Below are 23,740 nucleotides of genomic sequence, written 5' to 3' on the forward strand. Positions count from 1 at the left end.
CAGCCGGCGCCATCACCGGCACCGTCGAACCGCACGGATCCCGTTGACCCGTAACCCCGGGAGTGTGGCCAGCCTGCGGAGCTCGCTGTCCAGGGGACGCACTGAAACAGAGGCGGCGTGGTGACGCAGATAGTGCTCGCGGGCCGCGCGTCCGCGACGCTCGGCGGCGGCCGGGTCCGCGAGTGCGTCGAACGCGCGCGTCAGCCCCGCCACGTCGTCCACCCCGATCGGATCCTCACCCGGGGGCTGGAACTCCGGCAGTGCCCCCTCCGGCGAGACCATCGGCACCACCCCGAGTTGCATCGCCAGCACCTGCACGCCGCTCTGCGTCGCCAGACGATAGTGCGCGACCGAGCCCTTTGCGCGCGCCATGGGTTCCACCACGTCGGCGTACGAGTATCGGCCGCGACGCCATCGCACGGCCGGGGGCAGGCCCGCGGGGAGGTTCCCGTCACCGATGAGGATCAGTTCGTCGCCACGCCACCCCGGCCCCGCGACGTGCTGCTCCCACGCGGCGAGCGTCACGCCGAGATTCTTGTACTCCGCGAGCCGGCCCACCGCGACGAAGTCTCGGCGGTCGGCGGCCGGTACCACGGCCCCCACGCTCGCCTCGTCGAGGTCGCTGGCCAGCGGCATCGTCACCGTCGCTCCGATCCGGCTGCCGACGTACTCGCTGAACGCACCCGTTCCGGCGGCCGACCGGGCCCACCGCCCAAAGAGCGCACGCTCCCAGGCGGGGAAGACCTCGTCGGCACCGTGCGGCCGGTCGTCGTGGATGAGGTTGATCCGGGGTGCCCCGCCCGTGAGCAGCATCCACCGCGGATCCCGCACCAGCTCCGTGACGACCACGTCGGGTGCGAAGGCCCGAGCCGCCCGCAGCGCCCGAGCGAAGTCCGGCCACGTGCCGGGCGTGCGGGGACGCGCATCGAGCACCCACTCGTAGTGGCGCGGACCGTCGGATTCCGGATGCTGGTCGGTGGTCACCAGGACCACGTCCCACCCGGCCCCGAGGAGTTGTTCGCAGTAGACGCGGGCCAAGGGCCGCATCCAGGGCGAGAGCCACAGCACCCGCCCAGTCACTCGAGGACCCCGGCGAAGGCGGTCTCGTAGCCGTCGGCCATCGCCTCGATCGAGTAGTTCGCGCGCATCCACTGGAATCCGCGATCACCCGACTCCGGCCAGGCCTCTGGGTGCGCGAGCAGGTCGATCAGCTCCGCCCGCCATCCATCGACGGTGATATCCCACACGAGTCGGCCGGCCGCTCCGTCATTGAGCATGGCGGGGATCGCGCCAACCGCGGACGCGGCCACCGGGATGCCGCGGGCCATGGCCTCGAGGATCACCATCGGAAAGGCCTCGTCGCGGCTGGGCACGCAGAGCAGATCCGCATCGGCGAGACCGGCGTCGGGTCCCGACGTCCAGCCACGCCAGTGCACCCGATCCCGCACCGCTTGCGGCGTGAGTCGTTCGAGTCGCTCACGGTCGGGTCCGTCGCCGTAGATCGACAACTCCCACGGCGCATCGATCCCCGCCAGCGCCTCCACCAACAGGTGCGGGTTCTTCCACTCGACGATCCGGCTGAGCATCACCAGATGTGGGGGCCGCCCAGCGACGCGGGCGGGCCGAACGGGCGGAGCGGTGCCGAGTTCGGCCGCCGACACGATGCCGTTCGGCGCGGTGAACACCGGCTTCCTCAGGTTCTGGAACTGCGGGCCCACGTCCCAGTGCCCCGGAGCGAGTCCGACGAAACCGTCGGCACGACGCATCGCGCGGGCCAGCGGTGCCGAGAAGGTGGTGCCGTTCGCCCCGAACCAGGAGTGCGCAGCCACCAGCCACCGCCGGTCCTTCGAGCCCGCACGCCACAACGACGCGAACCCCGTCTCGGTGTTCGTCGTGGCGCTGATCAAGATCTGCGGGCCCGGCGCCGGGTCCAGAGCCGGGGCCCACCAGGGCTGGCGAACCACGCGCACCGAGTGCGGGATCTCGGCCACGATCGGACCGAAACGCTGCATGCAGGCGATGGTCACGGGGTAGCCCCGACGATCCAGCTCCGCCGCGAGCAGCGCGTGCTGACGCTCCGCGCCGCCGTAAACCAGCCGATTGGTGGTGATCACGACCGACGGCTTCGCGGTCCGCCGCTGGGCCGCCGCCCTCGCGCGGCGTGTCGACCGCTGCACCCGGTCCAGCAACGCCGTGCCCGCCAGGTACGTGTCGGCGGCCCGAACGCCTCGTGCGTGCTCGAGGTTCAGGGCGATGTTCGCGCGTAGCAGGTCCGTCGAGCGTCGGCCGGCCTTCACGTCATCGACGACGGTGCCGTGTCCGGCGTGCTCGACCCCGGCATCGTCGGTCAGCACCAACCGCCAGCCGGCACGCCGAGCACGCCACTGCCAGTCGGATTCCTCGCCGTACAGGAAGAACTCCTCGTCGAACGGCCCCAGCGCATCCCACGCATCGCGCTGAATCGCGAGGCACGCGCCGGTCAGATACCCCTCTACGTCGGCGGGCGCATCCGCGTACAGGTCGGAGAGCGGAGTACCGCGCAGCCGAGGCGCGTAGCCCGCATAGGAGACCAGCGCGCGGACCAGGCCCCGCCGGCGGTGCGCGACGTCCCAATCGCGCCCGCCGAGCGCGGAGAGTGCCGAATCCTGAATTCTGGGAGCAGCGGCCGCAACGCCCGGTGAACGCAGTGCCTCCCGCGTCGCAGCCAGGTCTCCGAGCAGCACCGCGTCGGGATTGAGCAGCAACAGATCGGCCTCGGGAGCGAGCGCCGCGAGCCGGTTCACGCCGGCCGCGAAACCCCTGTTCGTCCCGTCCGTGTGCCACTCGACACCGGAGAACTCGTCACGCAACGCCGCCATTCCCGGCCATTCGTGGCCCGAATTATCCCAGATCAGAGTACGGATACCCGGTAGGTGCACCGCGACGGAATCCAGACACGCCCGCAGATCCCCCGGATTCCGGTAGGCGACGACGAGAACGACGAGAGGATGCTCCCCTGGTTCGGCGGGCGGCGGTTCCGACGCCACTCCGCCGCGGAGGTACGCACGATCCAACTCGCTCGACACGAACGTCTCCTCACGGGTCATCGGCGTTGTCAGCTTCGCCATAATATACGCAATACCGATGCATCATGATTCGTCATCGCATCAGAGATCACGTCGAGAAGAGGACCGTCATGACCGAGACCGAGGGCCTTACATCGACGTCAGCATCGCCGCGAGATGCTCGGCCATGACGTCCGTCGTGAATCGCTCTCGCGCCCGGTTCGCCGCGGCACGCCCCATCGCGATCCGCGCGTCGTCGTCGGCGAGCAGCTCGGCGATGGCGGCCTGCAGCGCTTCGGGATTCTCCGGTGGAACCAGCAGGCCGGTCACGCCGTGCTCGACGTAGTCTGCGACGCCGGGGTTGTCGGTCACCACGACGGGGCGGCCACTGGCCATCGCCTCCAGGACCACCGTGAGGCCGGATCCGGTGACGGTACGATGGAGTGCAATCGCAACCAGGGACGCCCGGGCGTAGAGGTCACGGATCCGTCCGTCCAAACGCTCGGTGTGCACCGTGACCAGGCCCTCCGGCGCGTCGAAGGGCAGACCGGAGGCCAGTTCGAGATGGGTTTCCGGACGCCGCGCGCGGACCTGCGCCATCGCGCGGATCAGGGTCGCGTGGTCACGGAACCGGTCCTCGCCGGCGCTCACCACGAGCCCCGGAGTGCCGGAGCCCGCCTGTTCGACGTAGAAGTCGGTATCGATACCCAGGGGGATGAACTGCATACGGGAAGCGGCCAGCCCCCACTCCCGCTGGAGCACGGGCAGCACGGCCGAGCACTGGGCCCACACCGCTCCGGCGCGCGGCAGCGCTCGCGCGGCGAGCTCGCGGTGCACGCGACGGGAGTTCGCACGGGTGGTCAGCCAGCCGATGCCGGCCGCGACCGGCGTCCGTCCGGTGAGCAGCGCCGGGACGCCGGTGCGCTCGTCGTACGCCAAGATCGCGTCCGCACCGTGCGCGCCCGCACCATACATGCGCTCCACGAACTCGTAGCCGTCGGTCCGGTGCCGGACGGACTGCGCGATGCGGCCGCTCATCGTGCCACCGAGTCCCTGGGGCAGCCGCGCGGAAGCGAATTCGACGCGCAGGCCGTGGTCCTCGAGCCGATGGAGGCCGTACGGTGACCGATCCGGAACATCGCCCGCCGCATATCGACGGGCCCAATCCGTCGCCGTCAGCCCCCCGGCAAGCGGAATCGTCACCCGCACAGACCAGTCCTTTCGCCTCGGCGGATGCCTCGTCGGAGACTCACGTCTCGACACCGCCCGCGGAAGAGACTATCGAGTCGCAAACGACGACACACCGTGGACGTGCTTCAACGAGCCGCATCGCCAGGGCCTTCGGTCTCCAGCTCGGCGCGAGAGTCATCGGCCTCGTCGCCTCGCTCGCGACGATGGCGATCACCACGACGCACCTCGGGTTGGTGTCGTACGGGCACTTGACGGCGGCGATCGTCTTCATCGGCCTATGGACCAGTCTCACCGAGCTCGGCATCGGGGCCGTGGTCGTCCGCCGAGTCACCTCCGGCATGGGCGATCTACAACAGCTCATCCGTGTCAATTTCGGGTTCTCGCTCGCGTACTGCGTGCCGCTATCGGCGGCCGCGGTGCTGACGGGCGCCATCATCTACCGCAACACGGCCGAGGTCCCGGCGATGATCGCGATCATCTCGGGCAGCCTCGCCCTGACGACGCTCGCATCGTGCTTCCAACCCCTGTTCATGACGGACGTCCGATTCGGCGCCGTCGCCGCCTCGGACGTCGGCGGCCGCGCCCTGTCCCTGGTGGGGACGATCGTGCTGGTGCGGATCGACGCCGATCTGGTGTGGTTCGCCGCCGTCCAACTGATCCCGCCCCTGGTGATGCTGCTGATTCAGGGCTTCGTCGCGCACCGGGCGGTGGGCATCCGTCCTGTCTTCTCCGCACGCCAGAGCTGGGACCTGGTGCGGGAGAGCCTGCCGCAGACGGGTGTGCTCATCATCGCTGCTCTGTACTGGCGGGCCGATGCCTTTCTCCTCAGCGTGCTGAGCACGCCCGAGCAGACCGGCGCATATGGGCTCGCGTACCAGATCACGTCCAACGCAACCGTGATCTCGGCGGTGTTCCTCGCCTCCTCACTGTCCACGATGACGAACCTCTACGCCACCGACACGAAACGATTCGCCGAGTTCGTCCAGCGCAGCGCCGAGGCACTGATCTTCGTCGGCGCGCCGATCGCGCTCGTCGGCTTCGTCCTCTCGCCGAGCATCATCGGACTGCTGAGCACGACGGAGTTCGTCGATGCCGGCGGCCGGACACTGGGGCTGCTGTTCATTGCGATCGCCGTCACTTTCGTCACCGCGGTACTCAGCCAAGGCCTGTTCGCGGCACACGATCAGGTGTTCCTGTTGCGGCTCAACGTGATCAATCTGCTCGGCAACATCGTCCTCAACACGATCCTCATCCCGTTCTACGGCGCGGTCGGTGCCGCGATCGCCCTCATCGCCAGCGAGGTCATCGGGATGACCGTCGCCGGCTGGCGCCTGCGCACCCGCGCGCCCTTCCGCCCGCCCTGGGGCTATCTCCTACGACTGTCGGTGCCGCTCTGTGTCGCGACGGTCGTCGCGATCGCGCTGCGTCACCAGCCCGTCCTGATTCCGCTCGTCGCCGCTGCGGGCGCATACCTGGTCACCAGCGTGCTCGCCGGTCCGGTCAGCTTCTCCACCGTCACGTCCATGCTCTCCCGGGCACCGGCCGAGGACCGGCAGTGACATCGGCCATGCCGTCCCGCGTGGAGTTCATCGCATCGAATCTGCGTAGTACAGTCCATGCAGAACTACTGCAATTGCAACTGCGCTAGGAGTCACCGAAAATGAACGTCGCCGGGTTCCTGCGCTGGGCTCTGACGAAGCCCGTCATCATCCTGCTCGTGCTGGTCGCCGCGGTCGCGGGCGGCGTGATGGGCTACCGATCTACGAGCTCACATTTCGAGACGAGCGCCGCGGTTCTGGTGATCCCCCCGGGCGCCGGGAGCCGGAACGCGATGGACAATCCGTTCACGGGCCTCAACAACGGCGCTGCACAGGTCGCGCACGTCCTCACCACGGTCGGGCAGTCCGCCGACGCGCGGGCGGTTCTCGAGAAGGAAGGGGCCTCTCCCGACGTCGTGATGACCGCGATGGCCGGCGACGGGAACTCCCAGCAAATCTCCCCTCTGATTACCTTCACCGTGAGCGCGCCCGAGGCGTGGCGAGCCAGGGCGGGTGCGAATGCGCTCATCGAGTACTGGCGTGCGGAGTTCCGGAAGATGCAGGTGGAAGCGGGGGTCGTCGGAGACACATTCGCAGACCTCCGGGTGCCCGTGGCACCGAAGGACGGCGTCGAGGTCGGCGGGAATCCGTTGCGCGCGTCCCTCGGCTTGGCGATGGGCGCTGCGCTGGCCACCCTGACGCTCTGCCTGATCGCCGCCGCCGCGTGGGAGGTGATCCGGAAGCGTCGAACGGGCGTCGGGGACGACCCCCTCACCGAAACGATCCCCACGCAGACCTCCGGCGCCCCGGCTGCGGTCGTCGATGCCCACACCGACTCGCCGGTGCTGTCCGACCTCGTGCAGGTCGGCCCCGGCCCTGATCCGGAGGCGCCGCCGGCCGAGGCTCCGCGCGCCGTGCCCGCCGCCGTCCCGATTCGCCCGCCGGGCGACGCGGCCCGCAGAGCCATGACCCGCTGGCGCGACCGGGTCGAGGAGGTCCCCGAAGAGACGGAGATCCCACTCCCCGACTTCGACGACACCGGCTCCGACGAGGGCGCGCAGCAGGCTAAGAACGCCTGATGTCGACCGTCATCGGCCGCGGCGCCCCGTCGACGACGCCGGCACGGCCGGTGCCGTGGTTCCCAAGCGCTTCACACGAGCGTCCCCCCGACCTGTCGTTCGCGTTGTTCGTCGGCACCGCCGGATTCTTCCTGCTGGGGATGCAACAGACCTACACGGTGCCCGGGACGTTCGGGCTCAGTGTGGGGCAGACGCTGTTCGCCCTGGCCGGGATCACCTGGGTATGCCTGAACATCACCGGCTTCTCCGGGCCGATCCGCAGCAAGGCCACGCTGATCGCGGTACTCGCGTACGTGACCACTTCGTTTCTGTCCTTCGGCGCGAGTCAGCTGCGCGGCGTGCCCTACGTAGCCCAGGTGGCGCTCGACCGGTACATCCTCGGTGACCTCTATCTGCTCGGCACGGTGCTGTTCCTGTTGACGGTGCTGCGCTCGGTCGGCGGCCTGCGGATCGTGCTCGGTGCCTTCGTCATCGGTGCCACCGTCTCCGCGTGGTTCGGACTGGTGATGGTGGGCACGGGCATTGATCTCGCCAAGTACTTCACCTTCCCCGGCCTCAACTTCCGTGACTACCAGATCGTCACGAACCTCATGCGCGAGGGCGTGGCGCGACCACAGGGCAGTGCCGGCCACCCGCTGGAACTCAGTGCCATCCTCACGGTGATGACACCGATGGCGATCTCGCTCGCCCTGGACGCCAGGGGGCGCCGCGCCGGCACCTACTGGTTGTGGCTCGGGTGCACCACGATCCTCATCGGCGGCGCACTCGTCACGCTCTCCCGGTCGGCGGTCGTCGGCACCATCGCAGCCGTCGTGGTTATGTGCTGGCGCTGGCCGATCACCCGGGTCGCCAGCGTCATCGTCGGCGGCGGGATCGCCATCGGACTCGGCCTGCTGTTCCAGTTGAAGTTCATCTCCGCCATGTTCGCGGTCTTCGCCGGCGCCTTCGGCGACGACTCGCTCCACTCCCGAGGGCGCGGACTCACCTATGCCAGCGAACATTTCTGGGAGCACCCCTGGCTCGGTCAGGGGGTGGGCGCATACCCCGCTTTGAAACAGCCGGTCCTCGACAACCAGTACGTCTCCCGGCTGATGGAGGCCGGCGTGATCGGGTTCGTGACCTTCGTCGCCGCCCTGGCGGTGGCATTGTTCCTGGCGCTGCGGGCATCCGCTGCCGCGGATCGGTCGGTCGCGGACCTCGGAGGCGGCATCGCCGGTTCGCTCGCCGCGATGATCGTGATCTCGTTCATCCTCGACACCGCCGGCTTCATCCAGATCTGGTACCTCACCTGGATCCTGGTGGCGCTCGCAGGCGTGACCCACCGCCTACGCAAGGACACGGACCCGGCGGCCCGCCGCTCCTGACTCGACTGACTCGACGGTGCGGCACCGTCGAGCCCGGCGACCGTCCGTCAATCGCGGACGAGTCCCGGCAGGCGGCGGGTCATGATCTCCTCGGCATCGGCGACGACCCTGTCGACGACGGCGGCGACGGTGTCGACCTCGTCGACGAGGCCCTGCGCCTGACCGGCCCACCACATGCCGTCGTCCATGCGGCCCTCGCCGAGGACGTTGGCGCGGCCCCGCGCGCCGGACGCGAGCTCGGCGACGTCGTCGAAGACGGCGCCGGGGCGCTCCCCGATCTCGACGATCTGCTCGGAGACCGCGTTGCGCACCACGCGTGCGGTGTTGCGGAAGCTGCGGAAGACGAGCACCGTGTCGCGCTCGGAGTTGGCGACGATCCGGTCCTTGACGTTCTGGTGGATCGGGGCCTCGACGGTCGCCATGAAGCGGGTGCCCATGTTCACGGCATCGGCGCCGAGGGCGAGCGCCGCGGCGAGGCCGCTGCCGGTGGCGATGCCGCCGGACGCGATGACGGGGATCGACAGCTGCCGCACGGCCGCGGGGATGAGCACGAGGCCGGGGACGTCGTCCTCGCCCGGATGACCGGCGCATTCGAAGCCGTCGATGCTGATCACGTCGACGCCCTTGCGCTCGGCGGAGAGGGCGTGGCGCACGCTGGTGGCCTTGTGGATCACCTTGACCCCGGCGGCCTGGAAGTCGGGCAGGTGCGGCGCGGGGCTCGACCCGGCGGTCTCCACGACCTTCACGCCCGACTCGACGATGACGGCGCGGTACTCGTCGTACGGGACGGGATCGATCGTGGGCAGGATGGTGAGGTTCACGCCGAACGGCTTGTCCGTGAGGTCCCGGGTGCGCTTGATCTCCGCGGCCAGCGCCTCGGGGCTCGGCTGAGTCAGCGCGGTGAGGAAGCCCAGCGCGCCGGCGTTGGCGACGGCGGAGATGAGCGGGGCGGTGCCCAGGCCCGTCATGCCGCCGCAGACCACCGGGTGGTCGATGCCGAACATCTCCGTGATGCGGGTGCTGATCATGCTCGGTGGTGGTCCTCTCGTGACGGCGGATCGATCCCCACAGTCTGGACGAACCGGCCCCCGGGCGCCATGGTTCGCCGCCCCCTCCCGGGCCGGGGACGACGGTGCCCGGGCACAACGGGAACCAGACGATGCCGGTCCCGCCGGTCCGCGGTCCGCGGGCTGCTCGGGTCAGGACTCGGCGGCGCGGGCGGCCGGCGACGTGGCGAGGTACGCGACGGCCTGCGCCGTCGAGCCGATGGACGCGGGGTCGAAGCTCGGCTTGAAGTACAGCAGCGTGTACTTGATGACGCTGCGGATCTTCGGCAGCAGCCCGCGGTGCGACGCCTTGAGGTACTCCCACCACAGCCGCGGGTAGGAGTAGCTGAAGTGCGGATCCTTGCGCAACAGGAAGCCGGACGAGCGGTGCAGCGTGAGGCCGAGGAAGAACACGATGGTGAGCATCGCGCGCACGCGGTGCAGGTAGCTGGGGTCGAAGTAGTTCGCCACGTCGTGCGCTACGGACCGGTGCTCGACCTCCTCGGCGCCGTGCCAGCGGCAGATGTCGGCCATCACGGGGTTCACGTCGTACTTGTCCCAGGCGTTGTTCAGCGCGAAGACACCGAGGATCGCGGTGTAGTGCTCGATGCCGGCGATGAGCCAGAGGCGCTGCACCATGTCGTTGTACTGGGCCCGGTCCGAGCGGTAGCGCCGCGGCGCCAGGATCTTCCGGAAGGTGTACTCCATCTGCCGCGCCAGGGGCGCCGTGTCGATGCCGCACCGCTCGAGGTACTCGGAGAGGGCGCGGTCGTGCGACTCGGCGTGCATGGCCTCCTGGCCGATGAAGCCGCGCATCGTGCGGGCGAGATCCTCGTCCTTCACGTACGGCAGCGCCTCGGTGTAGACCTCGCAGAACCAGCGCTCGCCCTCCGGGAGGATCACGTGCAGGATGCTGCTGACGATGTCGCTGGCCACGGGCTCGCCGGGGATCCACTCCAGCGGCACGTCGTCCCAGTCGAACTCGACGTTGCGAGCGTGGATCTCCACGCCGACCGGTTCCGCGGCGGAGGACTTCCTGCCGGCCTTGTTGCTGAGGGACACCATGCTCGACTCCAGCCCTGTCGGATCGATTCGTACAGTGTTGTAGGAACTGATCTCGAAGTCTGCTGCGCCCTCAGTGATATGTCAAGCCCGGTTCTCTATCATTCTGCTGCGGCGGCGGGGACCAGGTCCGCGGAGTCGGCGAAGAGCAGCTCACCGGAGTCCGTGAGCACCGCCCATCGTCGGGCGGGCTCGGCGATGCGCTCCCCGTGGTACTCCGTGGCGACGGGGGTGAACTCCCCGAAATCGTCGACGATGCGGCCCGCGGCCTCGCGGTCGGTGCCCCTGAAGGCGACCACGGCCAGGCCGACCTGGAGCGTGCCCGCGGGGGCGGCTTCGGTGTCCGGGGCGCTGTCGGTGTCGGTGCGCGACGTACCCATAGTGTGCGTGCCTTCCGTGGGGGCTGCTCGGACCGGGTGGCGTGCCCGGATCCGACGGTCCGCGGTACTCCCCGCCGGCTGCTCGACGGAATAATGATCCTGCAAGCCATCAGTCGCTGACAGCAATGTTGTTCGGGATCTTCGAGGAGAAGATAAGCACACCCGCGAGGGGAGCGGAACCTGCTGTACCAGCGGTACGCAGAATTCCGCACATTCCGGACGAATCCGGGCGGGTCCGCCCACGGACGTTCGGCGCCGGTTGCGATCACGCAGGTCAGGGCGTCGGCCTTGCCTCCGCGGCCGCGCCGTGGTTCGCTGACCCCAGCGCGCGGGACACCCGCGCCGCGGTTCCTGTTCCGTCCGGGGGCCGCTTCTTCTGCAGTCGTCAGGGCGGCCCTGAGGCCGCATGTTCCGACGCTCCCCCGCCCGGCCGCGCCCCGTCGCGGGACTCTGGCTCGTGTTCTTCGTCAACGGCGCCGTCCTGTCGAGTTGGGCGCCCCGGATCCCCGAGGTGCGGGCCCAGCTGTGCCTGTCCGACGCCGCGCTCGGCGCGGCGCTGTTCGGCGTCGCCGCCGGGTCCGTTCCCACCCTGCTGGTCGCCGGTCGCTGGATCCGGAGGGTCGGCGGCCGCACCGTCTGCCTGCTGTCGGCGCCGGCGCTCGTCCTCGCGCTCCCGCTGCTGTCGGGGGCGTCCGACGCGCCGTCCCTCGGTCTGATCCTCGCGCTGCTCGGGGCCGCGTCGGGCGCCCTCGACGTCGCGATGAACAGCACGGCCCTCGAGTTCCAGCGCCGCCGCGGGGCCACGCCGATCCTCTCCCGCCTTCACGGCGGCTACAGCCTCGGCGTCCTGGTCGGTGCGACCGGGGGCGTGGTCGCCGTCGCCGCCGGCCTGAGCGTGACCGCACACTTCGCGGCGGTCACCGGGGTCCTCCTGATCCTGCTCACGGCGGCCGCGCCGCACCTCCCGGACGTCGCGCCACCACCGGGCCCCCACCCCGCCGCCGGTGCTCCCCGGCCCCGCCCGCTGCAGTCCCTCTCGGCGACCATCGCGGCGATCGCGATCGCGGGTCTGCTGCTCGAGGGCACGATGACGGACTGGTCCGCGCTCCTCGTCGGCCGGGACCTCGGGGCCGGCGCGACCGTCGGTTCCGGCACGGTCGCCGCGTTCAGCCTCGCGATGTTCGCGTCCCGGTCGGCCGGCGACCTGCTGGTGCCCGCGATGGGTCGGGCCCGCTACCTGGTGTCGGCCGGCGCCGTCGCCGCAGGGGGCGCCTCCGCCGGGCTGCTCATCCCCGGCTGGATCGCCGGTTACCTCGGCGCGATCGCGGTCGGCCTCGTCCTCGGCCCGGTGTTCCCGCTGGCGATCGACCTGGCGGCGGAGCGGGCGCCGCACGCGATCGCCTCCGCCGCCGCGGCGGTGAGCGCGGTCGGCTACTCCGCCTACCTCGGCGGGCCACCGCTCATCGGCCTGCTCGCGCAGGCACTCGGCCTTCCCACCACCGTCGCGCTGGCCGGTGCCGCCTGCGGCCTCATCCTCGTCGCCGCCGCGCTGCGGTGCCGGCCGCGACGGTCGACACCGCTCCGGTCCTGAAACGCGCCGCCGTCCGCCGTTCACCGGGTGCGCGGCGCCGCGGTGCGCGATGATCCTGGCGACACTGTCCGAATTTCCGCGGATCATCCGCCGGGAGGGAGACCCATGAAGGTGCAACGGATTCTGCTGCCCGTGCTCGCCGCCGCCGGCGCCGGCGCCGGTACCGCCGCGCGGCGGGCCCGCGCCCTGCGCGACGCCGGTCCCGGACTGCGGCATCCCGCCGCCGCTCTGTTCCCGTCGATGGGGCCGCTCACCCTCCGAGCGGTGCGAACCCTGCCGACGCCGCCCGCGCTCGCGGCGCCGCCGCCCACCGGCGGCGGCGTCACCGTGACGCGCCACGACGTCGACGGCGCACAGGACGTCTACGTCTACACCCCGACGACACCGAACGGCGGTGCGCTGCTGTGGATCCACGGCGGCGGCACCATCATCGGGCAGCCCGAGGTGGACCACCGCCGGTGCCTTCGGATCGCGCGGGACACCGGCGTCGTCGTGGTGAGCACGCGGTACCGACTCGCGCCCGAGCACCCCTTCCCCGCCGCCCACGACGACTGCTACGCGGCGCTGCGGTGGCTGCACGACGGTGCCACCGGCCGCGGTATCGACCCGGCGCGGGTCGGCGTCGGCGGGGCCAGCGCGGGCGGCGGGCTCGCCGCCGGCGTCGTGCAACGCGCCGTCGACGAGGGCCTGCCCGTGGCCTTCCAACTGCTCTTCTATCCCATGCTCGACGACCGCACCCCCGCCCGCCCGCGCGATCACCGGGGCGCCCTGGTGTGGACGCGGCGCTCCAACGCCTTCGCGTGGGACGCCTACCTCGGCGCCGGGCACGCGGACCGCGAGGTCCCCGCCTACGCGGCGCCCGCGCGCCGCACCGATCTCACGGGCCTACCGCCCGCCTGGATCGGCGTGGGCGACCTGGACCTCTTCCACGACGAGGACGTGGACTACGCGCGGCGACTGGAGGATGCGGGCATCGCGGTCGAGCTCCTGGTGGAACCGGGGATGTACCACGCCGCCGATCTCCTCGCCGCCCGTGCGGCGCCGATGCGGGCCTTCACCCGGTCCGCCATCGATGCCCTGCGGCGCACCCTCGCCCCGAGCGGCTGACGCGGGCGAACGCATCACTCGGCCGCGGTCGCCGCCGCCCGGGCGAGCCTGCCCGCGAGGAAGCACTCGATCGTCTCCGCGCACGGGACGGGCGATCCCGCGCCGGCGCGCCCCGACTCCGGTGCCGAGCCGAGGACGGCCGCACCGATCACGATCCGCCACACGCCGCGCAGCGCCTCGGTCGCGTCCGCCCCGCGCAGGCCCAGGTCCCGGACACCGTCGGCCAGGTCGCGTAGGTGCCTGCGCGTGAACTCCTCGATCTCGACGTGACCGTCCACGATCCCCGCGAGCGCCCAGGGCTGCGCCTCGAGGAAGCGCACCAGCGTCTCCGCCGCCTGGACGACGCGGTCGTAGGGATCGTCGGCCGTGCGGCTGCGGCGGTAGTCGGCCACCCCGTCGTGCCTGCTGAAGAGGTAGCCCAGCAATTCGTGCTTGGATTCGAAGTAGTAGTAGATGCCCATGGGGCTGGTGCCCAGGCGATCGGCGAGACGCCGCATCGAGAGCTTCGCGTATCCCTCGTCGGCCAGGATCTCGATCGCCGTCGCGGCGATCTTGTCCCGGCTCATCCGGGGTGGTCTGCCCGGGCGGGCCGTCGTATCCATGCGGTGGGCGCCTTCTGATCGGGGAGTGTGGTCACCCGTCATTCGGAGCCGGTGCCGCCGCGGATGGCCCGACCGTCGATCGAGACGCCCCGCCGGTGCGGGCACGAAAAACCCGGACCGTGATCCTGGAAGGATTCACGACCCGGGTCGCGAGGTTCGGAGAACCACTGCTGCCACTGAGCTTCGCTTCGGCCCCCGGTGCGGCCGCGGGCCCGGGCCGCTGCCAACCCATCCTTCGTCCGCTCCGACAGCAGGGCGTGCTCGAACTCCGCCACCGCACCCAAGATGTGAAGGAACATCCGCCCCACCGGCGTACAGGTATCGATCCCCTGATCGAGCACCACCAGATCCTCACCCCACACCCTCCAACGTCTACGCGAGATCGGTCAGATGCGCCAACGAGCGGCCCAACCGATCCAACTTCGTCACCACCAACACCTCACCCTCACGCGACGCGGCAAGGAGCGCCATCTCCAACCCCGGACGCGACGCCAACCGCCCCGAGGCGTGATCAATGAACACCAGACATGGCGATGGCCTATCAGCGCTACCGATCAATCAACACCGGCCCGCGCTCACTGTTTCTTCCCCGCGGGGAACGCATCGCCCACACAGGGACCGCTGGCCGCCCTCCCCAAGACCTGGGGGAGGGCGGCCAGCACCATCTACCAACGGGCTACTGCCTCGGGGGGCTTAGCCGACGATGGCAGCGGCCTCCACACTCGCCGCCCGCAGCAGCGCCGGCGCCGACATCGCCTCCGGCAGCACCACCGCCTCCTCGTCGACGGAGACCATCCGCCCGGCACTCACGCCCGCCCGATCACCGGTCGCCAACCGCAACCCGCCGCCACGGGCCAGCACATCCTGCAACCCCGTGTAAATCGTCACCTGCTCACCCGCCGAAACATCATCGCCCGTGCCACGCGACGCAATCCCCAACGCCGCACCATCAGCAAGCCGCATCACCGGACCACCACTATCGCCGGGCCGCGACTTGATATCCGTGGCAAACAACGCCCCCTTGACCGCCAACACCGAACCACACCGCCACCCCGACGTGATCCCCTGCTGACACACCCGATCCCCCACCCGAGCCACGCCCACCACCGTCTGCCGCACCGGCCCCCGCGCCACCCGCGTCGACACCCGCGGCGACAAATCCACCACCGCCCAATCCGCTGCCAGCGCATCGACCACATAACTCTCACCAGTCTTCGGATCAACCCGCGACCGCGGAGCCACCGACTTCGCCACCGCCCCCACCCGCACAAACCCATCAACCCCCGCCGCCCGGGCCCCCACCTGCTGCCCCGGCTCACCGCAATGCCCCGCCGTCACCGCAACCCGACGACCATCCGGCCGCTCCGCAACAACCCCCACCGTGCAAGACTTCACCCGCACCCGACCACCAACACCCCACTCCTGCACCACCCCAACCTCCGACCCCGGCCCCACCACCGGAACCACAGACCGGCCACCAGGCGCAGGAGCAGCCGACACCACACCCGGCACCCCCATACACGACACAACAGCAGTCGCAGCACCCACCACAGCCACCCGCTTAAACCCCATCATGCGATCCCCGCTTTCTCTCAGTAGACAAATCAGCTTCGTACAAACATGAGTTACCGGGCTACCGGCCCGCTACCAGGCCACGCTCCGCAGCATCAGCCTGCGCAATACGATCCCCAGCCTCAAATGGCACAGCAGAAACGAAATAGCTCTGCGGCTTGCTGTCGACTACGATCACCCGGAACCGATCCGCCTTCACCGGAGCGCCCTGAACCTCGATCGTGCCCGTCGCCAGAGTCGCAGAAACCCCCGATACACTCGTCGGCCGCATACTCAGCCCCACCACACGAGCAGCATTCCTCGAGTACCCCGGCGTCCGCGGAGCATTCAACACGATCGACCGAGCCACATCCGTACTCGACCGACCATCGGCGCGCGTAGCCCCCAACTGCACCTGCGAAGACCAACCCCCACCCGGAAACGTCACCACCGCACCAACCCCACCTCCAGACACCGACGCGACACTCCACCCCGGCAACGCCGCACGCGGAACCGACACAGCCCCCGCATTCAAACGCCCCGGCCCAGGATCAGCAGACGCCGACCCCACCCCCGAAACAGCAACTACAGCAGCCACCGCAACAGCAGCACCCCCCACAACACCACGCCGCATACCCTGCACCCGATTACTCATATCACTCTCTCTTTCCCATCGATCAACAACGGATTTAAATACCTTTCCCGAACCAGATCCCAGGGAGCGTCGACAGAGGATGATCCCTATACGTCCTCGCCCGATTAGAGCTATGCAGTTGTGGAAAAGCCAATCCGCGCCACCGGATCCGATGAAGAAACTACGCTCGATGACATCAAAGACGTCGCCGTTAATTGAATTAGAAAACCGCACCCCTCCCTCTCGACGTAAGATGTAGTTACAATCGACAAGAGCGATCCGTATGGACTATCTAGAGTTCCTACTATTCTGGCGGAGTTCTGATCGTCCAAACTTTCATCAGGAGAGCCGCCCCCCAGTGAAGACCACCCCGGAACGCTAATGGCGTCTGCGATAGCCGCAGTAACTAGAGACGGTCCGCACTCACGCCACGCAACCCCTTCAGTCCTGTAAACGATAAGAACTGCGTTGTCCGAAAACGGCATGCCGTTCCCGTACGACTCTTTCGGGCTAAACCAAACGCTAACCGGAGTTTCTCCTCGAAACAACCTGTTTTTGTCATCCTCCACCCAGTCGTCCGGTAGATCGGTAACTCGCACTTCAGCCTCCCTGGGAGTACAGCCTGTCAGAGTCAGATCAGAATCAATGGCCACGCTCATCAAACGCGAAGGGTAACTGCCCATTTCCTTCTCCAATCACCTATTAGGGATAGAAACTTCAATACTCCCCCCCTCTGGCACTCCAGCGGGCGGACTTATCGCCAGGATAAATCTCATATCCGCTGATGTGAAGAGGCCCTCACTTGGGTCGCGTGAGCTTAACGCATCAATAAGGGACAGTAAATTGTTAGGGCTAATAAGATACCCCAGCGACGTCACATACTCGGGCCTGCCGCCAAATTGCCCGCCGCGCCGAAATAGTCGCACTGAGGCGGCTCCGCCGCTAGGCGGATCGTACAGATCATATCCGAGATCCTTAAAATGGATTGTTCTGCCGCGAGGGGTCACGACCTCCTCCGTGTAGATTGTTACCCCTCGCCTAGATCTAGCGATCGCATACACCATATGGGCAGACAGCGCTAGTCCTACGATCGTTGCAGGAATAGCGAGAGTGGCTCTACCGGAACTATCTTTTGCCACTCCAATCGCCAACCCTGTGAAGAATACCGAAGAACCGACCGTGGCATAGAATGCAATATTCTTCCACCAGGGCGCTGGCGTGATCCGGACCCCTATTTCATCAGCCACCTCTGAAACTGTCTCACCGAACGTTCCAAACAACCGGGGTGCTAACATTCCGAAGCTCAGGATCTCCAGTCCGGCTCCCGCAATTGTCAGATCCCTCATCCCGGAGAATGCCCCTAGAGCCAGCAGAGGCGAGAACATGGCCATCATGACAATCGGCGTCCTCTTAGGGATCCAATCATCCTTATAGTTCTTCCACGTGAAAGTTTTCTCACTTCTCACCACAGCCAGTCAATACCTTTGGAAGTCAAGTAGCCGACCCCTGCGCCGGCTGCGGCCCCCAGGATCGTTCCTACTACAGGGAAGGACGAGCCTATCGTCGCCCCAACCATTGCGCTTGCAGCAATACTAGTCGCGGCGGCCGCGCTTTCCCTAACGACAGCTTCTTTTACGCCATTTCCGTCTTGAATGTCTGAAAAAATGGCTGGCGCAAGGGTCACTAGACTGGCAACACCTCCCATTCGCGATAGGCCCTTAACTGGGCCGAGATCGATGTTCTTGATCCAGGGAAGAGTCTTTGCGTCGAGACTAGTGGGACTGTTGGCAATGGCTTTGAGCCACTGCTGTCGTAGCAGTTCACTTCCCGCACCTACAGTCGTGTGGGACTGCTGCACCGATAGAGACAGTTACGGTGTCATGCCGCTGATGCGGCTGTGTTGATGATCGCCTCGTATTCGATCGGCGTCAACCGGCCGAGGCGGGCCTGGCGGCGCCGGCGGTGGTAGGTCCGTTCGATCCAGGTGACGATCGCGATCCGGAGTTGCTCGCGGGTGCTCCATCGCTGCCGGTCGAGGACGTTGCGCTGCAGCAGTGCGAAGAACGACTCCATCGCGGCGTTGTCGCCGGCGGCGCCGACTCTGCCCATCGATCCGACCAGATGGTGTCGGTTCAACGCCGACACGAATTTGCGGGACCGGAATTGAGAGCCTCTGTCGGAGTGCACAATACAACCTGCGACGTCGTGGCTACGGCGGGCAACCGCATTGTTCAACGCACTGACGGCGAGACGTGATTGCATGCGGGAGTCGATACTGTAGCCGACGATCCGCCCCGAGCAGGCGTCCTTGATCGCGCAAAGGTAGACCTTGCCCTCGTCAGTCCAATGCTCGGTGATATCGCTGAGCCACAACTGGTTCGGAGATTCGGCGGTGAAGTCGCGTTCGACGAGGTCGTCGTGCACCGGCGGGCCGGGTTTCTTCCCGTTCCGGCCGCGTTTCTTCCCGAACCTTGACCACCAGCTGTTCTCCGAGCAGATCCGCCACGCCGTCCGCGCACTCATGCTCTGGCCAGCAGCTTCGGCCTCATCGGCGAGAAATCGATACCCGAACTCCGGGTCATCACGGTGGGCATCGAACAGCGCGTTCGCCCGCACGGCCTCGGTTCGTTCAGCCGTGGTGACCGCCTCGGTCAGCCACCGGTAGTACGGCGGACGAGAGAGCTTGAGAACCCGGCACGTCACCGCCACGGGAATGCCGTCGGCGGCGAGCTCCTTCACGAGCGGGTAGAGCCTTTTCCCGGCAGATTCGCCTGCGACAGATACGCCGCCGCCCGCCGCAATACCTCATTCTCCTGCTCCAGCAAGCGATTCCGCTTCCGCAGCTCACGCAGCTCAACCGATTCCGTTGATGTCGTTCCCGGCCTGCGGCCGTCATCGATATCCGCGCGGCGCAACCACTTCTGCAGCGTCATCTCATGAATCCCGAAGTCCTTCGCGATCTGGGCGAGCGTCACCCCCGACTCGCGCTCACGGGCCACGCGGACCACGTCATCACGGAACTCCTGCGGATACGGCTTCGGCACGATAGTCATCCTTCCAGGCCACCCTATGCGGGCAAGCCAGATCAGATGTCCTTATCGGTGCAGCAGTCCCTGTTGGTGAATCCAAGAGTGTAATCTTTGGCCCCTGGCTCCCAGGTGAATCCGCCGTCGGGGGTTGGTATCGCTGGGACTACCTTGCCATCTGGTGTGGTCATCTTGACGCCATCATCGTCGGCGACGACTGTAACCGGATTTCCGGTGTTCGGGTCGATCTCCGATCGGATATTGCTGGTGCTCCCGTTCGGGTTCTGCGTGGTCAGATCGTACTGATTGTCTCCGGTGCGGCTGTAGTCGCCGGTGGATTGGGTGCCGTCGTAGTTGGTGCCGGTGATGGTTCCTTGGGAGTTGTCGGCGTTGCCGGTGGAGGTCACTCGTGGGGCTTGGCCGTCGAGGGGGGATCCGTCGTAGCGCTGGGAGTAGTGGTCTCCGCCTGCGCCTTCCTGGCCGGCGTAGCTGCTGCTGCCGTCGCTGTTGTCGGCCCAGGCTTGCCAGCCGCCTTGTCCGTCGCTGGCGGTGCGGATGTCGGTGAAGCTGCCATCGGGACGCGTGGCCCGGGTGTCGACGGACTGCCCGCCGCTGCCGGGCACGATGGTGTGTGTCAAGGTCTCACCGTTGGGGCGGGTCTCGGTCCACGATTCCCCGTCCTGCCTGCCGGTGGTGTTGATCATGCCGACGTTGGTCTCATCGGGGTCGGCGAGGATCGGGTTGTTGTTGCCCTCGGGGCGGTCGATGGTCTGCACCAGGTCATCGCCGTCGACGCTGTAACGGGTAGGGATCTTCTCCCCGGTCTTGGTGTCATACGCCCACGGCGCTTCGAAGCGTTTGACCTGGTTCCCGTCACGGTCGAACACGCTGACGGAGCCATCGTCGTTAACCTTGGAGGAGCCGCCTTCGGGCTGGTCGAGGTTGAACCGGTATTTCGACGGCGCGTCGGCGTTCTCGGACAGGATGAAGGTGCGGTCCCCGTCGGGGGTGGTCCACTGCTTGTAGTTCTCCCCCTCAACCAGATCACCCGGAACGGTGTCATTGGTCGGGGCCGAGCCGTCCGCGTTCAACGGCCCCGCCTTACGACCCCGCCGTCCGGTCATCAACGCCGTAACCTCACCGACCAGATACGCCCACGACGGAGCGCCGTCCTTACTGTCACCGCCGTCAGGGCCGCCAGCGCCGGGTCCGCTCGCTTCGCCCCCGTTGCCGGGTGTGCCCGGTCCACCAGCGCCAGGAGCTGCGGGGGCGGGGCACTCGGACTGGGTTTGCGTGATGGTCACCGTCGACTGTGACGGGGAGGCCTGCCCGGACTGGGTCGGCTCGCCGGTCTGCTGTCCCTGCTGGGGTCGGCCGGCGGCAGTCGTCTGCACCGGGTTCTGCTGTTGCTGGTTCCCCTGCTGCTGCCCCTGCCCCTGGGCGGGTTGCTGGGCGGGTTGGTCGGGCTCGTTGCCGGGAATGTTCGGTGTCGGCTGCCCCGGGGTACCGAAATCGGGGGTCTGCGCCTGGATACCCGGGCCGTTGTCACCGCCACTACCGGCGGGGGAAGTCGCGATTCCGTCGCTACCCTGCTGAGCACCTTGCTGGCCCTGCTGCCCGGGGGCAGTCGCCTGGGCCGGCGGGCTAAACGTCAGCTCCGGCTGCCCGGGTGTCGGCCCACACGTGGCGGGCCCACCACCGGGACACGGAGCCGCCTGCGCACTACCGGTGCCGGCGGTGGTGGCTGCAAAGCCCATCATGCCGACCGCGACCACAATCGCCGCGACCGCGGCGGCGGCGCGCACCTGCTCCGGTGCCGGAGCCCCCACACCCGCGGCCCGGAGTTTGCGCAGCCCGGCGAAGAGCACCTGCCCGACGATCACCATCACCAGCCAGAAGGACAGGAACACGACCGGCACCGGCGTGTACTTGGGGGCTTCAATCGCGAACAGCACCCCACCGAACACGCCAGCCACACCGATGATCGTCAGGAACAGCCCTTGGAGACGCTGCTGCGCCACCGAACTCTCCCGCCCGGCACCAGGCGGCGGCGAAGGATCGCCACCAGCCTTGGGGACGGGATTGCTACGCGCATGTACTCCGGCCATCAAAGCATCAACTCACTTCCACAACACAGACCAACCCCGAAAGGCTGGAAGAAAGAGGGGAAAGGTGCCCGCGAACCGGGCGATGCGCTCAACCTCACCAGCCCCGGCAGACTTGTCAAGTACCTGAACCCGTGACATCGATGTTTTCGCAGGTAGGGGGCTATGAAAGTGGTGGATATAGGGGTGAGGTCTATATCCTTGTGTCCGATATGCCGGGATATAGACCTCCGCTATATCCCGGCAAAACAGCCCGAAAGGGACTCGCTGATGGGTGGCGTACATGCGGTTGTTCATGTGAGCGCCGCGAGGGTGAAGCCGAGGCCGAGGACCATCGCGGCCAGGGTGATCAGCAGGGCCATGATGTTCTGATCGCCCCACAGCCGTCCCGGCACTGACCCCCACCTCCTCAGCGACCTGCGTCACAGCAGGAGAACCCGCCGCAGCAAACAACTGCCGCAACGCAGCCGCGAACACCCGCCGACGCATCCCCCGACCCCGGCGACAACGAAGACGCGGGCGGGGGCGAGGAGGGTGACGCGGCACCATCCGACCCGAAGGCGGCGAAAGCGGCCCCTCACCCTAGGGATGGGTGAGGCGGCCGCTGTGTCGTGCTCGAATCGGAAGGCACGCCTGCAGGGCGCGCCTGACCGCCGCGTTGGCGTCCCGCAGGGCCGCCACGGCCTGCGAGTGCCGGCCTCGCCTGCACCCTGTACTTCCATCGCACAACGAGATCCGGGAGCCCCGCCGCCAGCAGCGGCACCAGCCAACCAAAGTGCCTCTACAAACCAGAAAACCCGAGGTCACGACCTCATTCGAGTTCGTGACCTCGGGTCCAGCAGTTCATAGAACTGCTCTGCTGTGGGCGAAGGGGGACTTGAACCCCCACGTCCCGAAGGACACTGGCACCTGAAGCCAGCGCGTCTGCCATTCCGCCACTCGCCCGAGCGACCGGAGAAGATTAACACGAGACGACGCACGCCGCGAAATCGGACCGCGACCTGGGGCTCCGGCCTTGCCGGGGCACCGTCGTACGTGCTACCAAAGGGACAGTTGGGACCAATGGGGTTACGCTGACTTCGTCGTGCCTCGATCGCGGCTATCATCATTGGTCAGAACATGCATCACGACACGCTGAGGAAGGGGGAAGTCGTTCCATGGGAATCCTGCAGCGGTTCGAGCGCAAGCTCGAGGGCGCGGTGGGCGACGGCTTCGCCCGCGTCTTCGGCGGCAAGGTGGTCCCCCAGGAAGTGGAGGCCGCTCTCCAACGCGAGGCTGAGGATCAGCTGCAATCCCTCGGAGACGGGGCGTACCTGGTACCCAACAAGTACGTCATCGCCGTCTCCCCCACCGATCAGGAGACCTTCGAGGCGGACCGCGAGCTCGCGATCCGTGCCTTCTCGAAGCACCTCGACGAATACATCCATGACAACGGCTGGCAGACTTATGGTGACGTGGTCGTGCACTTCGAGCAGTCACCAGGCCTGCACACGGGCCAGTTCCGGGCCCGCGGCACCGTGGATCCGGATGCAGTCCCCCAGAACCTTGTACCCCAGCGACCACCTGCAGAATCAGGAGCCGATTCGATGAGCAACAATCCCGGATACGACCAGGGACGGCACGGCGGCCAGTACGACCAGGGCGGCTACCAGCAGCAGCAACAGCCGGGGTACGACCAGAACTACGGTCAGCAGCAGCCCGGATACGACCAGAACTACGGCCAGCAGAACTACCAGCAGCCGGCCTACGACCAGGGCTACCAGCAGCCCGCCTACGACCAGGGCGGCTACCAGCAGCAGCCCGCGTACGACCAGAACTACGGCCAGCAGAACTACCAGCAGCCGGCGTACGACCAGGGCTACCAGCAGCCCGCCTACGACCAGGGCGGCTACCAGCAGCCCGGCTACGACCAGGGCTACCAGCAGCAGCCCGCGTACGACCAGGGGTACGGCCAGCAGGGCTACCAGCAGCCGGCGTACGAGCAGGGGTACCAGCAGCCCGGCTACGACCAGGGGTACGGCCAGCAGGGTTACGACCAGGGCTACCAGCAGCCCGGCTACGACCAGGGGTACCAGCAGCCGCAGGGCGGCTACGCCCAGCCGCAGTCCGTCACCCTGTACCTGGAGGACGGCTCCAACCGCACCTTCGCCCTGCGCGAGGGCACCAATGTGATCGGCCGTGGCCAGGACGCCCAGTTCCGTCTCCCCGACACGGGCGTCTCGCGCCGGCACGTGGAGATCCGCTGGGACGGCTACGCTGCGGTCCTCAACGACCTCGGCTCGACCAACGGCACCTCGGTCAACGACGTGCCCGTCTCCAACTGGGAGCTCGCCGACGGCGACCGGATCCGCGTCGGCCACTCCGACATCGTGGTCCGCTTCCAGTAGATTTCTTTTCGGGGCACGCGAAAGCAGACCCGT

19 protein-coding genes and 1 tRNA gene are annotated in these 23,740 nt (G+C 67.8%); 6 read left to right on the top strand and 14 right to left on the bottom strand.

Annotation, left to right across the window (positions count from 1 at the left end; all coding sequences use genetic code 11):
- Positions 1–12 precede the first annotated feature (12 nt).
- The 3 genes from ELY19_RS07200 to ELY19_RS07210 all read right to left on the bottom strand — a co-directional run bounded on the left by ELY19_RS07200 (position 13) and on the right by ELY19_RS07210 (position 4,082).
- Positions 13–1,068, bottom strand: coding sequence for a glycosyltransferase family protein (locus ELY19_RS07200; RefSeq protein ID WP_227967286.1), 1,056 nt, complete (start codon positions 1,066–1,068; stop codon positions 13–15).
- A gap of 8 nt (positions 1,069–1,076) precedes the next feature.
- Positions 1,077–3,107, bottom strand: coding sequence for a glycosyltransferase (locus ELY19_RS07205; RefSeq protein WP_227966640.1), 2,031 nt, complete (start codon positions 3,105–3,107; stop codon positions 1,077–1,079).
- A gap of 87 nt (positions 3,108–3,194) precedes the next feature.
- Positions 3,195–4,082: a glycosyltransferase family 4 protein gene (locus ELY19_RS07210; RefSeq protein WP_227966641.1), complete on the bottom strand. Its 888-nt coding sequence runs from the start codon at positions 4,080–4,082 to the stop codon at positions 3,195–3,197.
- Between the two features lie 242 nt (positions 4,083–4,324).
- Between ELY19_RS07210 and ELY19_RS07215 the strand changes: the two genes are divergently transcribed.
- The 3 genes from ELY19_RS07215 to ELY19_RS07225 all read left to right on the top strand — a co-directional run bounded on the left by ELY19_RS07215 (position 4,325) and on the right by ELY19_RS07225 (position 8,216).
- Positions 4,325–5,794: an oligosaccharide flippase family protein gene (locus ELY19_RS07215; protein ID WP_126198740.1), complete on the top strand. Its 1,470-nt coding sequence runs from the start codon at positions 4,325–4,327 to the stop codon at positions 5,792–5,794.
- A 101-nt stretch (positions 5,795–5,895) separates the two neighbouring features.
- Positions 5,896–6,852, top strand: coding sequence for a hypothetical protein (locus ELY19_RS07220; RefSeq protein WP_126195620.1), 957 nt, complete (start codon positions 5,896–5,898; stop codon positions 6,850–6,852).
- Positions 6,852–8,216, top strand: a complete 1,365-nt coding sequence (locus ELY19_RS07225; RefSeq protein ID WP_126195621.1) for an O-antigen ligase family protein — start codon at positions 6,852–6,854, stop codon at positions 8,214–8,216. The genes ELY19_RS07220 and ELY19_RS07225 overlap by 1 nt, the downstream gene beginning before the upstream one ends.
- A gap of 47 nt (positions 8,217–8,263) precedes the next feature.
- Here ELY19_RS07225 and ELY19_RS07230 read toward each other — a convergent pair whose 3' ends face one another.
- From ELY19_RS07230 to ELY19_RS07240, 3 genes are all read right to left on the bottom strand, one after another.
- Complete coding sequence (locus ELY19_RS07230) at positions 8,264–9,244, bottom strand: NAD(P)H-dependent flavin oxidoreductase (protein WP_126195622.1); 981 nt, start codon at positions 9,242–9,244, stop codon at positions 8,264–8,266.
- 171 nt (positions 9,245–9,415) lie between these two features.
- Positions 9,416–10,327 carry a metal-dependent hydrolase gene (locus tag ELY19_RS07235; RefSeq protein ID WP_126195623.1) on the bottom strand — a complete coding sequence of 304 codons (912 nt, stop codon included), beginning with the start codon at positions 10,325–10,327 and terminating at the stop codon, positions 9,416–9,418.
- Positions 10,328–10,425: 98 nt separating this feature from the next.
- Positions 10,426–10,704 carry a hypothetical protein gene (locus ELY19_RS07240; RefSeq protein WP_227966642.1) on the bottom strand — a complete coding sequence of 93 codons (279 nt, stop codon included), beginning with the start codon at positions 10,702–10,704 and terminating at the stop codon, positions 10,426–10,428.
- Positions 10,705–11,110: 406 nt separating this feature from the next.
- Between ELY19_RS07240 and ELY19_RS07245 the strand changes: the two genes are divergently transcribed.
- Positions 11,111–12,295 carry an MFS transporter gene (locus ELY19_RS07245; RefSeq protein ID WP_126195624.1) on the top strand — a complete coding sequence of 395 codons (1,185 nt, stop codon included), beginning with the start codon at positions 11,111–11,113 and terminating at the stop codon, positions 12,293–12,295.
- Between the two features lie 105 nt (positions 12,296–12,400).
- Positions 12,401–13,402, top strand: coding sequence for an alpha/beta hydrolase (locus tag ELY19_RS07250; RefSeq protein WP_126195625.1), 1,002 nt, complete (start codon positions 12,401–12,403; stop codon positions 13,400–13,402).
- 14 nt (positions 13,403–13,416) lie between these two features.
- Here ELY19_RS07250 and ELY19_RS07255 read toward each other — a convergent pair whose 3' ends face one another.
- The 8 genes from ELY19_RS07255 to ELY19_RS07285 all read right to left on the bottom strand — a co-directional run bounded on the left by ELY19_RS07255 (position 13,417) and on the right by ELY19_RS07285 (position 22,265).
- Positions 13,417–13,968, bottom strand: coding sequence for a TetR/AcrR family transcriptional regulator (locus ELY19_RS07255; protein WP_164711543.1), 552 nt, complete (start codon positions 13,966–13,968; stop codon positions 13,417–13,419).
- A gap of 74 nt (positions 13,969–14,042) precedes the next feature.
- A complete protein-coding gene (locus ELY19_RS07260; protein ID WP_197715995.1) occupies positions 14,043–14,345 on the bottom strand; it encodes a recombinase family protein in 303 nt (100 codons plus the stop codon).
- Positions 14,346–14,376: 31 nt separating this feature from the next.
- A complete protein-coding gene (locus ELY19_RS24090) occupies positions 14,377–14,475 on the bottom strand; it encodes a recombinase family protein (RefSeq protein ID WP_416222707.1) in 99 nt (32 codons plus the stop codon).
- 222 nt (positions 14,476–14,697) lie between these two features.
- Positions 14,698–15,579 carry a S1 family peptidase gene (locus ELY19_RS24095; RefSeq protein WP_126195627.1) on the bottom strand — a complete coding sequence of 294 codons (882 nt, stop codon included), beginning with the start codon at positions 15,577–15,579 and terminating at the stop codon, positions 14,698–14,700.
- Positions 15,580–16,884: 1,305 nt separating this feature from the next.
- Complete coding sequence (locus tag ELY19_RS07270) at positions 16,885–17,658, bottom strand: hypothetical protein (protein WP_126195628.1); 774 nt, start codon at positions 17,656–17,658, stop codon at positions 16,885–16,887.
- A gap of 409 nt (positions 17,659–18,067) precedes the next feature.
- Positions 18,068–19,233 (bottom strand): IS3 family transposase gene (locus tag ELY19_RS07275; RefSeq protein ID WP_126195119.1). Its coding sequence is split into 2 segments (ribosomal slippage): positions 18,068–18,946 and positions 18,949–19,233, totalling 1,164 coding nucleotides; the frame shifts between segments, so codons are not numbered across the junction.
- Positions 19,234–19,274: 41 nt separating this feature from the next.
- On the bottom strand, positions 19,275–21,236 hold the full coding sequence (locus ELY19_RS07280; RefSeq protein WP_126195629.1) for a hypothetical protein: 1,962 nt from the start codon (positions 21,234–21,236) through the stop codon (positions 19,275–19,277).
- A gap of 946 nt (positions 21,237–22,182) precedes the next feature.
- A tRNA-Leu gene (locus tag ELY19_RS07285) sits at positions 22,183–22,265 on the bottom strand.
- A 212-nt stretch (positions 22,266–22,477) separates the two neighbouring features.
- Here ELY19_RS07285 and ELY19_RS07290 point away from each other — a divergent pair.
- Positions 22,478–23,707 carry an FhaA domain-containing protein gene (locus tag ELY19_RS07290; RefSeq protein ID WP_126195630.1) on the top strand — a complete coding sequence of 410 codons (1,230 nt, stop codon included), beginning with the start codon at positions 22,478–22,480 and terminating at the stop codon, positions 23,705–23,707.
- Positions 23,708–23,740: the final 33 nt, after the last annotated feature.

The organism is Tsukamurella paurometabola, from assembly GCF_900631615.1.
GTDB classification, from domain to species: Bacteria; Actinomycetota; Actinomycetes; order Mycobacteriales; family Mycobacteriaceae; genus Tsukamurella; species Tsukamurella paurometabola_A.